The organism is Streptomyces sp. YGL11-2 (genome assembly GCF_050054615.1).
Classification (GTDB): Bacteria; Actinomycetota; Actinomycetes; order Streptomycetales; family Streptomycetaceae; genus Streptomyces.
In genome coordinates this window covers 73,037-86,324 of record NZ_JBNHIN010000009.1, presented here as the reverse complement: position 1 = coordinate 86,324, position 13,288 = coordinate 73,037, and the positions used below count along the sequence as shown (strand labels likewise).

General features: G+C 73.1%; 11 protein-coding genes and 1 tRNA gene. 3 read left to right on the top strand and 9 right to left on the bottom strand.

The genetic code is table 11. The features are described 5' to 3' along the window. Positions 1–65: 65 nt before the first annotated feature. The 5 genes from ACO1BR_RS12910 to ACO1BR_RS12890 all read right to left on the bottom strand — a co-directional run bounded on the left by ACO1BR_RS12910 (position 66) and on the right by ACO1BR_RS12890 (position 6,576). The gene (locus tag ACO1BR_RS12910) at positions 66–221 is read right to left on the bottom strand and encodes a hypothetical protein (RefSeq protein ID WP_426795204.1); all 156 of its coding nucleotides are present in this window, start codon (positions 219–221) and stop codon (positions 66–68) included. A 28-nt stretch (positions 222–249) separates the two neighbouring features. After that, the gene (locus tag ACO1BR_RS12905; RefSeq protein ID WP_426795308.1) at positions 250–1,632 is read right to left on the bottom strand and encodes an LAETG motif-containing sortase-dependent surface protein; all 1,383 of its coding nucleotides are present in this window, start codon (positions 1,630–1,632) and stop codon (positions 250–252) included. 241 nt (positions 1,633–1,873) lie between these two features. Continuing rightward, the gene (locus ACO1BR_RS12900; protein WP_426795203.1) at positions 1,874–2,404 is read right to left on the bottom strand and encodes a single-stranded DNA-binding protein; all 531 of its coding nucleotides are present in this window, start codon (positions 2,402–2,404) and stop codon (positions 1,874–1,876) included. A 309-nt stretch (positions 2,405–2,713) separates the two neighbouring features. Beyond that, positions 2,714–4,837, bottom strand: a complete 2,124-nt coding sequence (locus ACO1BR_RS12895) for a GTPase (RefSeq protein WP_426795202.1) — start codon at positions 4,835–4,837, stop codon at positions 2,714–2,716. Further along, positions 4,810–6,576, bottom strand: a complete 1,767-nt coding sequence (locus ACO1BR_RS12890; RefSeq protein ID WP_426795201.1) for a dynamin family protein — start codon at positions 6,574–6,576, stop codon at positions 4,810–4,812. The genes ACO1BR_RS12895 and ACO1BR_RS12890 overlap by 28 nt, the downstream gene beginning before the upstream one ends. Before the next feature lie 303 nt (positions 6,577–6,879). Between ACO1BR_RS12890 and ACO1BR_RS12885 the strand changes: the two genes are divergently transcribed. Then, positions 6,880–6,952: transfer RNA gene (locus ACO1BR_RS12885), tRNA-Arg, on the top strand. Positions 6,953–7,189: 237 nt separating this feature from the next. On the opposite strand, the gene ACO1BR_RS12880 is transcribed toward ACO1BR_RS12885, so the two are convergent. The 4 genes from ACO1BR_RS12880 to ACO1BR_RS12865 form a co-directional block, all read right to left on the bottom strand. Continuing rightward, positions 7,190–8,362 carry a winged helix DNA-binding domain-containing protein gene (locus tag ACO1BR_RS12880; RefSeq protein WP_426795200.1) on the bottom strand — a complete coding sequence of 391 codons (1,173 nt, stop codon included), beginning with the start codon at positions 8,360–8,362 and terminating at the stop codon, positions 7,190–7,192. Continuing rightward, positions 8,359–8,979, bottom strand: a complete 621-nt coding sequence (locus ACO1BR_RS12875; protein ID WP_426795199.1) for a TetR/AcrR family transcriptional regulator — start codon at positions 8,977–8,979, stop codon at positions 8,359–8,361. The genes ACO1BR_RS12880 and ACO1BR_RS12875 overlap by 4 nt, the downstream gene beginning before the upstream one ends. Positions 8,980–9,240: 261 nt before the next feature. After that, positions 9,241–9,450: a protein kinase domain-containing protein gene (locus tag ACO1BR_RS12870; RefSeq protein WP_426795198.1), complete on the bottom strand. Its 210-nt coding sequence runs from the start codon at positions 9,448–9,450 to the stop codon at positions 9,241–9,243. 189 nt (positions 9,451–9,639) lie between these two features. Next, positions 9,640–11,454 (bottom strand): alpha/beta hydrolase, encoded by a 1,815-nt coding sequence (locus ACO1BR_RS12865; RefSeq protein WP_426795197.1) that lies wholly within the window; start codon positions 11,452–11,454, stop codon positions 9,640–9,642. 97 nt (positions 11,455–11,551) lie between these two features. Between ACO1BR_RS12865 and ACO1BR_RS12860 the strand changes: the two genes are divergently transcribed. Both ACO1BR_RS12860 and ACO1BR_RS12855 read left to right on the top strand, forming a co-directional pair. Beyond that, a complete protein-coding gene (locus tag ACO1BR_RS12860) occupies positions 11,552–12,226 on the top strand; it encodes a response regulator transcription factor (protein WP_426795196.1) in 675 nt (224 codons plus the stop codon). Next, positions 12,223–13,288 (top strand): sensor histidine kinase (locus tag ACO1BR_RS12855; protein WP_426795195.1); only part of this gene is annotated, 1,066 nt, incomplete at its 3' end. The genes ACO1BR_RS12860 and ACO1BR_RS12855, both read left to right, overlap by 4 nt.

Genomic DNA, 13,288 nt, shown 5'->3' with positions numbered 1-13,288 from the left:
CCCTCCTCCCCGCGCCCCTCTCCCCTCTTTGTCCCCCCGAGGTGCCCGGCGGGCGACCGCGCCGCTCACTCCGGGCGAGCGGTGCGGTCGCCGAGCGTCATCGCCGTGTCACCGATGCCGGCGCTCCCGCCGGCGTCGGCACCCACGGCGCTGCCGCCGGTGTAGCCGTTGCTGTTCTGACTCTTCTTGTCCTGCTGTTCTCGTGGTGCTGTTCCTGTCACCGTGATGACGGCCGCGGTGCGGTCGCCGTCACGCGGACGGGGTGCTCTTCTTCTTCCGCAGGAAGAACACCGCCGCGCCGCCGACCACGACGAGGACGGCCGCGACGCCCGCTATCACCGGGGTGGCGCTGCTGGAGCCGGTCTCGGCGAGGTCATGGCCGTGGCCGCCGCCCGTGGTGCCGCCGGCCGAGGCCGGGCTGGGGTGCGGGGAGGGCTTGCCGCCGCTGCCCGCGGTCTTGCAGTTCAGGACACCGGAGAACGTCTTCTTGAAGCCGCCCGCACCCGTGATCGTGATCTGGTACGACTGCTTCTCGCCCACCGGGACGGTCACGGTCCGCGACGCGCCCGGGGCGACCGAGTAGTCCTTGCCGGCCAGCTGGAAGCGGAACGCCTCGTCGCCCTTGTTGGTCGCGGTGACGTCCACGCCGCCCTTGTCGCAGTCCTTCTCCGCGGTGATCGCGGGGATCGCGCCCTGCTTCTTCCAGGAGACCGTGGCCGCCGCGGAGACCGTGGACTCGCTGGACCCGGCCAGGATCTGGGTCTGGCTCCTGGCGTGCTCACCGATGCCGGTGAAGGCACGGCCGACCGGGACCTTGGTGGCGGCCTGCGCGGTCAGCGAGGTGCTGCCGTCCTTGGTCCCCTTGGGCACGTCGAAGAACAGCTGGGTGCCGTCGCTGGCGCTGGTGACGGGCTTGCCGTCCTTGCCCACGACCTTGACACCGGCCGGCACGTCGGCAGCGGGGGAGACCGTGACGCTGTCGGCGTTGGTGTGCACGGTGACCGGGCCGAGCTTGCCGCCGGACTTGCCGGAGACGGCCGGCGGGTCCAGGGTGAGCGACGCCTTGGGCTCGCCGACGTTCTGCGCGCTCTTCTCCAGGTAGGCGGCGAGCTTCTCGGCCGCCGGGTCGATCGCGTCCACCTTGGCGTGGTCGGAGAAGCGCCAGATCGCGACCTGGGTGCCCGCCGCGGCGGTCTTCTCGGTGAGGTTCCCGGCACCGGACTTGGCGGCGAGCGCGGCCAGGTCGTTCACCTGCGGGTAGGAGTTCTGCAGAATCCAGCGGATCTTGCCCGCGTCCGCGTTGTCGTGCAGCGACGAGGCGCTCCAGGGCACTTCCTGGTAACGCGCCTGCTGCTGCGTCGGGTTGTGGATGTCGATGCAGTACGTCTGCAGCGTGCCGCCGTTGTCGACCGACATCTCGAAGAGCCCGGCGCCCACGCGCTGGTCCCCTCCGGTGCCGTGCACCACTGCCTGGTCGAAGGTCTTCAGACCGTCGAGCGTCGCGGTGGCGCCCCCGTGCGAGGTGGTCGGGTCGTCGGCCACTGCGGTCCCCGCGGTGGCTATCGCACCCGCCGCGACGAGGCCCGAGGCCACGACCGCGGCGGCAAGGCGGGCTGCGCCCCGCCCTTTCATCGAAAGCATGATTTCCCCTCTGGGCGAGGCGGTCGGCTGGAGAGGTTGCCTCGCCGGAAAGATCCCAAGAACTCAACGGCCGAACTGGTCAGCCTGGTCAGCCCCCGTGAGTACTGGTCGGATCCTATGGAGCAGGCGCATCACCGTCCCCAGTAATAGCGTCCTATAAGCGATCCGAATCGCAATCGTTATCGACCACGGGCACCCTGACCTGGCATTATCGACAAATCTCCGGGTGCTTTCAGGCTACCGGCGCCTTCTGTGGTGAATTGCCGGTTCTTTCCGAGGACTTCGGCGGCGGATCCGCCCGGCCGTTCACCGGCGATTTCATTGCTGGCTCAACTTCTTTGAACTCCGGACCGTCCACCGGCCGTTGGGACGGCACGGATTCCTGCCGCACCCTCACCACCCGGCGGAACGCGGCGGTCCCCCGCGAGAGGTCGTGGCCGATGGCGGTGGCGTCGATCTCCGCCGCGAACCACCGCTGTCCCCCCTTCTCCGGCGGCTGCTCGCCCTCCCGCAGCCGCAACCTCCCCTGCACGACGAGGGGTTCGCCCACCGCCACCGACGCGGCCACGTTGTCCGCGAGCGCGCGCCAGGACCGCACCGTGTAGAAACTCGTCTCCCCGTCGGTCCAGCACTCCCGGGCCCTGTCCCAACGCCGCGACGTCGCCGCCATCCGGAACCGCGCCACCGGCACCCCCGCGGTGGTCTCCCTGTGTTCCACCGCCGTCGCCGCGTTCCCCACCAGCGTCACCATCGTGTCGTTCATGGAAGATTCCCCCCGTCCGCCCTCCAGGGCGTATCGGTGTGGCCCGGCCGTCGTCCCTCTCTCCGGACGCCACCTCTGCGAATGTCAGGTCTCCGCACGCCGGGTCCCCGCATGCCGGGTCTCCGGACGCACCGCACTGCACACACCGCGTCGCCATGTGGGGCGTCGCGCTGTGGTGCACCGCGCTGCCGTGCGTTGAACTCATGCTGCACCGCCGCGGCTTCGGCCGCTGCCGGCTGTGGACGACGGGCCGGTTGTGGACAACTCCGTCACCCGGGAGGGGACGGCGGTGCCCCCTCCCGCCGTGCGTCACACGCCCGACGCCACCGCGTACTGCTCCCGCACCTCGCGGTACCGCAGCAGTTCGGCCGCGACCGGCTCCAGCACCCGGGCCCGCCCGCACCCGGCCGCCGCGCTCCGCAGCCGCCGCTCGGCCTCCTGCCCGTACCGCCTGGCCGGGCCGCGCGCCACCACCCCGCACAGCCAGGTCAGCGCCGGGCCGCCCACCGACCCGACCGCGGCGGGCAGCAGCCCGGGCAGCCACGCGGCGGCGTTCAGCACGCCCGTCACCGCCCCCAGCAGCCAGAGCGCGCCCACCACTTGCGGCACGAACAGCAGCCCCTGCACCGCCGCCGCCACCGTCCACCACCGAGGCTTCACGGCCGGCCCCTGCCGCAACGACTCCTCGGCCCCGGCCGCCACCGCGTCCAGCGCCTCCGGCAGCCCGCCCGCGCCCCGCACCGCCGCCTCCCGCACCGCCTGCGCCCAGGGCGTCGGCAGCCCCCGCGCGGCGTCCTCCGCCACGGCCCGCACCGCCTGCTCCACCACCGGCCGGGCGGCGGCCCGGCCGTCACCGGTCCGCACGCCGCCGCTCCCCCCAAGGCCACGCCGTACGGAACCGCCACGAGCGGAACCGCCGCGTACGGAACCGTCCCGTACGGCATCGGCGCGCCCGCCGGCGGCCCGCCCCGACACGGCCCCCGAAGGAGCCGGCCCGGAAGCAGCGGCCTTCGAAGCAACAGCCCCTGAAGCAGCGGGAACCGAAGGGGCGGAACCCGCGCCGGTGCGGGTGTCGCCGACTCCGGTCACCGCCTCCTTCTGCCGGGCCGCGTACCCCCTCTTCCGGCCACTCCCCCGGGCGCGCCGACGGCCGCGCAGCCGCGACCACGGCGAACCGCAGGCCCGTTCCGCGTGCCGGAGCCAGTCCCGTTCCGCGGCGCGCCCGGTGGCCGCCGCGCCCACCGCCTCGGCCAGCCGGCCGTCGAACTCGTCGCGGGCCCGTTCGGTCAGCCCGACCCGGCGCTCCGCCACGTATACCGACCGCAGCCGTTCGGCCGCAGCGTCCACGTCGGCCGTCAGCCGGCGGTCCGCCGCGCCCCGTTCGGCGACGAACTGGCCCAGGGCCTCCCGTAGTTCCGCCACCCCCTCGCCGGTCGCCGCGGACAGCGCCAGCACCGCCGCGCCGGGCTCCCCGTGCTCGCCGAGTGCCAGCCCGTCCTCGTCCAGCAGCCGGCGCAGATCGTCCACGACCTGGTCGGCGGCGTCCCCGGGCAGCCGGTCCACCTGGTTGAGCACCACGAACGTGACCTCGGCGTAGCCCGCCAGGGGCCGCAGATACCGCTCGTGCAGCACCGCGTCCGCGTATTTCTCCGGGTCCACCACCCAGATCACCGCGTCCACCAGTTCCAGCATCCGGTCGACCTGTTCGCGGTTCGCGGTGTCCGCGGAGTCGTGGTCGGGAAGGTCGAGCAGGACGAGGCCGCGCAGCTCCGGAGCGCCCTCCCCGGGGATGTGCCGGCGGTGCACCGGAACCCCCAGCCGCCGCAGCAGCCCGTCCGCCCCGGGCCTGCCGCCCGACCAGACGCACGCCACCGGTTCACCGGTCGTCGGCCGGCGCGCGCCGACCTGCGAACGGTTCGCCCCGGCCAGCGCGTTGAAGAGCGACGACTTGCCGCTGCCGGTCGCCCCCGCGATGGCGACCACGGTGTGCTCGCCGGACAGCCGGTAGCGCTCGTCGGCCGCCTCCAGCACCCGCCCCGCCTCGTCCAGCACCGCCCCGTCCAGCCGGGTCCGGGACAGCGCGATCAGCTCGCGCAGCGCCTCCAAACGGGGTTGCAGCCCCGCCGCCGCCACCCGCCGCGCCCCGCCGGGCACCCACTTGTAGCCGCCGACCCCGGTACCCCCCTCGTCCCGGCCGTCGACGCCGAGCGCGTCCTCCCGGAGGTCCACCGGAACCGCTGCCTCCGGCGGCTGTGCGGTGTCCGGCCCGGCCGCCGCGCGGGCCTCCGGCACGACGGGCTCCGCCCCCCGGGTGTCCTCGCCGCGGACCCGCCGCGCGATCACCCCGTCGTCCCACGCCGTGCCGGCACCGTCCCCGCCAGCCGCCCGCCGCTCCTCGGACTCCGTCACCCCGTCACCGTCTCCCGCTCGCACACGATCACCTTGTCCTGGTGTTCCCCGAGATCCCGGTGGCCCCTGCGGCCGCCGTGGTCCTCGGGGCCGTCCTTCTCCCGCTGCGACTTCTCCCTCTGCAACAGGGACAGCGCGGCGATCAGCCCGGCCTGCTGGTCCGGTGGCACGGTCAGCCCGTCCAGGGGGGCCAGCCGCCGCTCCCGTTCACCGGACAGGGCGCGCTCCAGGTACGTGGTCAGCAGTCGGCCGCCCCGGTCGCACAGCCGCAGCGCGGTCTGCGCCCCCAGGAGGTCGGCGAGGTTCTCGCCCGCCGCACGAGCGCGGCGGCCGCCGAGCAGCGCGGTGGCCAGGAGCGCCGCCGACTCCTCCGCCGCCACCGAGCCGGCCCGTTCACCGGCCTGGCCGCCGCGCGCCTCGCGGGTCTCCTCCTCGGCGAGTTCCTCCAGGCAGCGCCGCCAGCGCCGGATGACCACCCCGAGCCGCCCGTCCGCCCCGGTGGCGCCGGCCGCCGCCAGCCGCACCTCCGCCGCCGCGGGGTCGCGCCGCCAGGCGTCCGCGGCCCGCTCGTCGGCCTCCGCGACGGCGCACGCCAGCAGCGCCGTCAGCCCGTGGGTCAGCGCGTCCAGCAGTTCGTCCGCCCGGCCGCCGCGCGGGTGCTCGTGCCAGTGGGCGCGCGCGTCCCCGGCCAGCACCTCGCCGGCCGCGATCTCCCGCCGCACCCGTTCCGCGGCCGCCTCGTACGCCTCCTCGACGCGGCCGGTCAGCCTTAGCGCCGCGGCGTGCTGCGCGGCGGCGGCCCCGGCGAGTGCGGGGAGCCGGCTGCGCAGGGAGGCGAGCGCACCGGACGCCGTGCGGTCCGCGGCGGCAGTACGGGCGACGGGGTCCTGGGCGTGCTGCTCCAGCCACTCCCGCAGCCCGGCGACCGCGGTGGCGGGCAGCAGTCCGCGGCCCCCGCCGGCGGACTCGGGCAGCTCGGGAATGGTGAAGCGGGGGACGTGGCCGAGCCCGGCCCGCTGGAGCAGTTCCGCGTACCGGGCGGAGATGTCGGGGGCGATCTGGTGCGGCACCCGGTCCAGCACGGTCACCAGCGTGACGTCGTACTCCTTGGCCGTCCGCAGCAGATGCCAGGGCACCGCGTCGGCATACCGGGCGGCCGTGGTGACCAGCACCCAGACGTCGGCCGCGCAGATCAGCTCGGCGGCCAGCTCCCGATTGCCGGCGACCAGCGAGTCGATGTCCGGGGCGTCCAGCAGCGCCAGTCCGCTGGGCAGCGCGGGGTCCGTCTCGATCCGCACGGTCGCCATCCCCGGCTCACCCGCACCGGCGCCGCTTCCGGCGCCCTCGTAGGCCCCCCGCCCGCTCCCTTCCCCTCCGTCCTGCTCCGGCACCCACACCCGGGTGAGCCCCGGCAGCACCCGCTGCCCGGCGAACCACCGGTGATCGTCGGGATGGCACACCAGCACCGGCGTACGGGTCGTCGGCCGCAGCACCCCGGCCTCCGACACCCGCCGGCCGACCAGCGAGTTGACCAGCGTGGACTTGCCCGCCCCGGTGGAGCCGCCGACGACGGCGAGGAGGGGGGCCTTAGGGGCGCGCAGACGGGGAATCACATAGTCGTCGAGCTGGGCGAGCAGCTCGGCCCGGTTGCACCGGGCGCGGGCGGCGCCCCGAAGCGGCAGTGGAAAGCGTGCGGCGTCGACGCGGTCACGCAGAACGGACAGGGCATCGATCAGTCTGGGTCCTACGTCCAAGGTCGCCACATGTGCAGAATGCCCAATTTCGATGGGTTTTTGAAGCGTATAACCCCTTGTGCGCGCCGCAAGAACCCACACAGAACGGGACGAGTAACACACGGGACGTTCGGGACAACTGAGACGCAGGCATAACGAGTGCACAACACCCACCGCGCGAGACGCCAAAAGCCGTGCAGGATTCGTACCCGCCTGCGATTATCGGGATCGCTTCACCGAACCTCCACAACGTGCCACGGAGGTGAAGCAACCGGGACGAGGTACCCGGACCTCTATCCTGGTCCGCGGCCCGTGATCCACGCCCACCACCCGGCCCCCGTAGCTCAGTGGATAGAGCAGGTGCCTTCTAAGCACTTGGCCGCAGGTTCGAGTCCTGCCGGGGGCGCAGACTCAGACCCTCCCCCCTGGGAGGGTCTTTTTGCTGGTCAGGGGCCATTTCGTGGTCTCGGTGAGAACCGGTTCCGGGACGCCGCCCACGGTGCCGTTCGCGACACGTACGGCGTCGTCCGGGAGGCCAACTGCAGGCTCACTCAAGGCAAGGGGGAGGGAACCGTTGAGCCCGTTGAGCCCGTTGAGCCCGGCGGGCCCGTCTGACGGCCGTCCGGACATCGCGGGGCCCGGTTCACGAGGCGAGTTCGCGCTCCAACGGGGTGCGGTAGGCGGGAGTGAAGCGGCGCTCGCCGAGGAAGGCCGTCATCCGTTCCGCCTCGGCTGTGATGGCCGTACGGGCCTCCCGGCCGAGGTCGTCGAGCAGCCGCCAGGTCAGGGTTCCGTCCTTCCGCTGTGCCCAGCCGCCGACGATCCGGCCGTCCCACCACACGGTCGGCCCGATGTTGCCCATCCGGTCGAAAAGCGCGGGAACGTGGTCGGGGTCGAGGTAGAAGCCGCGATCCCGCCAGCCCATGGGGGTCGGGTCCAGTGCGGGCAGCAGTGCGGCAGTCGGCTCGCATGCGACGGCCGGTGCGTCCAGGTCCTCCGCCAGCGCACAGCCGGCGGCGCCGTCGTCCAGGCGGACCTCGACCGCGTCCGCAGCGGCTACGGCCTTGCGCGTGTCGGTGAGCGTCCAGCCGGTCCACCACTTCAGATCGGCGACCGTGCCCGGCCCGAAGGCTCCCAACCACAGGCGGACCAGTTCCGCACGGGCCAACGGGGCCGGGATGTCGGGTAGTTCAGGAGCGAGGGCCCAGGCGTGCTGGTTGCTGGTCCAGCCGCCGCGGCGGCTGCCGCGGACGAGATGGCCGTCGGCGGCCAGGACGAAGAGCAGGTCGGTGGCGATGCTGCGGCGCGACTCGTACCGCTTGCCGGGTGCGACGACCAGCTGCCGGTCCAGGCCGGGGACGGCCGTGGCCAGCTCCGCCGTGGTGGCCTCGCCTCGTTCCCGTACGGCCTCCAGCGTGCTGCGGGTGACCTTCTCCAGCCAGGTGGCGTCGCCGTAGCCGTTCCGTTCCAGCCGGCGCAGCAGTCCCTCGGTGCGGGCCCGGGCGTTCGGCTTGCCGACGGCGGCCAGTGTCACGGGGGCCAGAGCGGCGGGAACAACGAAGAGCGTGCAGCGCATCGCCGTCATCCGCAGCACTACCTCCCGCTCGTACAGTTCGCGGTCGATGGACTCGTGGCGGCGGCTGTCCATCCGGGCGGCGGCCGAGAGGTGGACCGTGGCGGCGTCGGTGGCATGCAGGGCCAGCAACGACGCGGCCACCTCCCGGACGGCGCTCGCCCGCCGGCCGGGGCCGGGCAGCTGGCGTCGGGCCAGACGGGAGCGGCGCTGCGCGTCGGTGATGCGGGGGACGGTGTTCACGCGAGGGCCTGTCGGGTGTCCTGATCGGCAGCGGGGGCGGGCAGGTCCGGGTGGGGAGTGAGGATGCGGCGCAGGATGCCTTCGACCTCCGCCCGGGTGGGCGGTGTGGTGCCGGCAAGTCCCCGCAGGGTCAGGCCGTTGGTGGCCACGGCCGCGGTGCGGGCGGTGAGCGGATCGACGTACGGCAGAAGCGCGTGGACGCTCAACTCGATGAACCGGTCGGCGATCGGGCGCAGGGCCGGTCGGCGCAGGGCGGCCAGGTATAGCTCGAACTCCCTTACCTGGTTGTCGCGTTGGGGGCCGAAGCAGCCCATCAGGGCGTCGGTGAGCAGCACGGTGAGCTGCTCCGGGGTGAGTTCGGGGCGCTGGGCGACCCAGTCGGCGAGATAGCCGGCGTAGCGATCGACGGACCGCTGGAGGGCGGCCTCGATGAGGTCGTCCTTGGTCGCGAAGTGGTAGGTCGTCGCACCGAGCGGGACGCCGGCCCGCTCGGCGACCGCCCGGTGGGTCAACCCCTCGATACCGCGCTCGGCGATGACCTGCTCGGTGGCGGCGGCGATCTCCTCGATCCGCCGCTTGGCGTCGTACCGCCGCTTCGGGGCGCCCTGCCCGGCCATGCCCGCATCCCTTCCCGGAGTCTCACGCGCCGCACTGACGCTGGTTATGTACGAAGGTATCAATCCTTCGCCGACGGCGCCCTCCGAGGGGCGAGAACGCTGCCGAGCAACCGCATTCACCCCGCGTTTCCTTCCTTACTTCCTGTCATTCGACCAGGTGGAGCGTTTGATCGTTATGACGCCTCTGCCGGATTTTGCGGCATTGATCGACATGGAAGCGTTACACATGTACTCATTGGGAGCGCGGGGGCGCCGCGAGCGTCACCCGGACCCGGGGACGCCTATCGGAGCGGGCCGCAACGAAGCCCAATGGTGGTGCAGCACGGCGAACGGCGAATCCGCCGGGAACGGCGGGGCTCCGGTGAGGAGTTCGTACAGCAGGCACCCCATGGCGTACAGGTCCGCCCGGTGGTCGATCTCCACCCCGCTGATCTGCTCCGGGGAGAGATAGGCGGGCGTGCCGGGGGCCACCCCGCTGCCGGTGAGGCGGGTGGCGGCTTCGGCGAGGGCCTGCGGCCGAGCCGCTCGACGAGCTCATAGCGGCTTCCGAGCGTGGTGTCCCGCCCCACGGCTCCTCCTTTGTGAACGGTACCTGCCAACCGCATCGCCTACGGGCCCTCCCCCGCCTGGCGAGGGAGGGGCGTGCGGTGGAACGTCCGGTCAGCAGGTCGCCCCCGGCCGTACGGGCTTGAGGTCGACGAGGTAGCCGTCCACCGCATCGGTGACGCACCTGTTGCCGCGTCCGTAGGCGGTGTGGCCCAGGCCCTTGTGGGTGAGCAGCATGCCGCCCGGGAGCTGTGCGGCGAGGTTCCGCGCGTTGTCGTACGGGGTCGCAGGGTCACCGGTGGTGCCCACGACCAGGACGGGCGGGAGGCCGTCGGCCTTGACCCGGTGGGGCGTGAGCGGGCCGGACGGCCAGTTCCGGCAGGTGAGTTCGGTGAGCACGTTGGAGGCGCCGTACACACCCGACTCACGGTGGGCACGGTCGAGGACGTCCCAGTACGCCTGGGGGTCCCTGGGGTGCGGTGTGTCGACGCAGTTGACGGCGGTCAGGATTTCGCTGCTGTTGTCACGTGGCGAAGTGGCCGCTGCGCCGTGGTCGGCCGGGGCGTCGGAGGCGGCTGCGTCACCCGGCGCGTCCGTGGCACCCGAGGTGTCCGAGCCGTCGTCCTGGAGGCTCGCGCCGTGGTTCGCGATCGCGGCCAGTTTGGTGCCGTCGCCCTCGCGGGCCGCGCTCAGGGCCTCGGAGAGGTCCTGCCACTGCGCTTCCGGCGTGTACATCGACGCGGTGATGGCGGACTGCAGTGTGGTCTGGTCGACCCGGTCGGTGCCGTCCTTGACCGGCAGGGGGGTGCGGGCTGTTGTCGCGAACAGGTCGGCTATGAGCGTGCGGACCCCGTCCGGGGTGTCCGCGGGGCAGGAATCCCCCACCACCTGGGCGCACTTGTCGGCGTAGTCGTCGACCGCCTTGCGGAAGGCCCTGCCGCTGCTCAGGGCCTGCTGGGCCCAGTTCTGCGAGGGGTCGACGGCGCCGTCGAGCACCAGCGCGCGCACTCGGTGGGGGAACTGCTCGGCGTAGATGGTCCCCAGATAGGTGCCGTAGGACCAGCCGAGGTAGGTGAGTTGGTCGTCGCCGAGCGCGGCGCGCAGCACGTCCATGTCGCGGGCCGCGTCCAGGGTGCCTATGTGCGGCAGGATCTCGTCGCTGCGCGCCCGGCACTGCGCCGCGGTGCGGTCGGCGTCCGCGAGCGCGGCCCGGCGCTCGGCGTCGGTGCGCGGATACAGCGGTTGTGGTGCGTCGGTGCCGGACTCGCTCTGCCCGGCCTGGTCTGCCGTGTGAGCCTGGTCTGCCGTGTGAGCCTGGTCTGTCGCGTCGTCCGGGGCGGTGCAGTCCAGGGCGGGTTTGCTGCCGGCGACGCCGCGCGGGTCGAATCCGACGATGTCGAAGCGTGCCCTGGCCGCTTTGCCGAAGGAGGCCACACCGTCCGACTTCAGTGTGGCCACTCCGGAGGCGCCCGGGCCGCCCGGGTCGAGGACCAGCGATCCGATCCGTCGGCCCGGGTCCGTGGCGGCGGACTTGATCACGGGGAGGATGAAGGTCCTCCCGTTGTGGGGGTGCGCGTAGTCCATGGGGACGGTCAGCGTGGCGCACTGCAGCTTCCCGCAGTGGCTCCAGGTGAGTTTCTGCTGGTAGAAGGCGCGCAACGCCGGCTGTCCGGCAGGCTCTGCGGTGGCGTGTGATGCTCGCGTGCCTGGCGAGTCCGGGGAGCAGCCGACGAGCTGGACGGCGCCCAGCGCGGTCAGGGCCAGGACGAGGGCACCGCGCCGCCGGGGTGTACGGCGTGCCCGTGCACCCGGGGTGTCGGGGGTGCGGCCGACGGACCGCACGGCCGACGCGATCGTGGGGCGGTCCGCGGGCGCGGCCCGGCCCTCCTGCCTGCCCGGGTTCCTGCTGCTCCAGGGAAATCGCTGCACTTTTCCGTTCCGTCCCTCGTCGACCACCTGATACGTCGCTGCAGCATCGCCAAGGCACCATGAGGATTTGATGAGGGAGCGGTTACCCTTGGCCGCCGTGCGCGTACTGGTGATCGAGGACAACGACGACCTGCGGTTCAGCGTGGCCGCGGCCCTGCGCGGCGACGGGCTTGCCGTCGACGAGGCGGCGGACCTGCCCGCCGCGGACGAGGCGCTGTTCATCACCGCGTACGACTGCGCCGTCTTCGACCGGATGCTCCCTTCCGGCGACGCCCTCGACTACGTGCAGAACCTGCGCCGGACCGGACGCACCGTGCCGGTGCTGTTCCTCACGGCCCGCGACCGCGTCATGGACCGGGTCGAGGGGTTCGCCGCGGGGGGCGACGACTACCTGGTGAAGCCGTTCGCCGCACCCGAGTTGGTGGCCCGGGTACGCAGCCTGTGCCGCCGGGCCGGGAGCACCAGACCGCCCCTACACCGCGTCGCGGACCTGGAGATCGACACCGCTCGTCGACAGGTGCGCCGGGGCGGCGTGCTGCTCTGGCTGACCGGCAAGGAGTTCGCGCTGCTGGAAGTGCTGGCGACCCGTACGGACCAGGCGGTGTCCCGCGCCGAACTGATCGAGAAATGCTGGGACGAGATGGCCGAACCCAGCTCCAACGTCGTCGACGTCGTCGTCTCCCAGCTGCGCCGCAAGCTCGGCGACCCACCGCTGCTCCACACCGTCCGCGGTGTCGGCTACCGACTGGCTCGTGGTGAGGCCGGGCGATGAAAGCCGTTCCGTTCCGGGCCCGGCCGGCTTCCCGCCGGACCGCGACCACGGCCGCGGCGCGGCGGGCCCGCAGACTGCGGTGGCGGCTGACCGCGCTGTTCGCCCTCACCAGCGCGGTCGGCCTGATCGGCCTGGCGGCCTTCGCCCTCCACAGCGACGACGTCGCCACCCGCCACCAGACCGACAACAACCTGAAGTTGCAGACCGCCGAGGCCATGACCGGGCTCGACTACGACGAAGGCGGCCACCTCGACGTCGGCGGCATGCTCGACTTCACGGAGACCGACTGCCCGCCACTGACCGTGTTCTCGGCGCACGCCGGCGACCTCAAGGTCGTCCACACACCGCACCGGCCCTGCGTCCGGGCCCGGATGACCGATGTCCGCGCCATAGCCGCCCTCGCGGTACAGCGAGGCGACACGGCCCTGACGAACGCACACGCCGAGAACGGCCACCCGCTCCGGCTCCTGGCCACGCCCTTCACCGGGCCCGACGGCGAGCCCATGGGCGGCGCGATCGTCACGGCCGCCGATACCGCCGCCGACCAGAAGTCCCACCGCGAGCTGACGCTCCTGCTCGCCGCCGGCTGCACGGTGCTGCTCTCCCTGTCCGCCGTCGCGGGCCACCTGATCTCCGGCCGGGCCATCCGCCCCGCCCTGAACGCACTGCAGCAGCAGGAAGCCTTCCTCGCCGACGCCGCCCACGACCTGCGCACCCCCGCCGCGTCGCTGCGCCTCCTCGCCGAAACCGTCCTGCGCGACGACACCTCACGCACCGCCGCGCTGGAACGCACCGTGCGCCTGGCCACCCGCATGGGCGACCTCATCGACGGCCTGCTCACCCGCGCCCGCCTCACCGCCGGCGTCGCCACCCTCGCCCGCGAACCACTGCGCCTCGACCAGCTCGTCGAAGCCGTCGTCGACGAGACCCCCACCGACGGACACCGGATCACCGTCGAGGCCGAACCGGTCGTCGTCGACGCCGACCCGGACCTGCTGCGCCGGGCCGTCACCAACCTGTTCACCAACGCGCTCACGCACGGGCACGCGGCGGGCCGGCCCG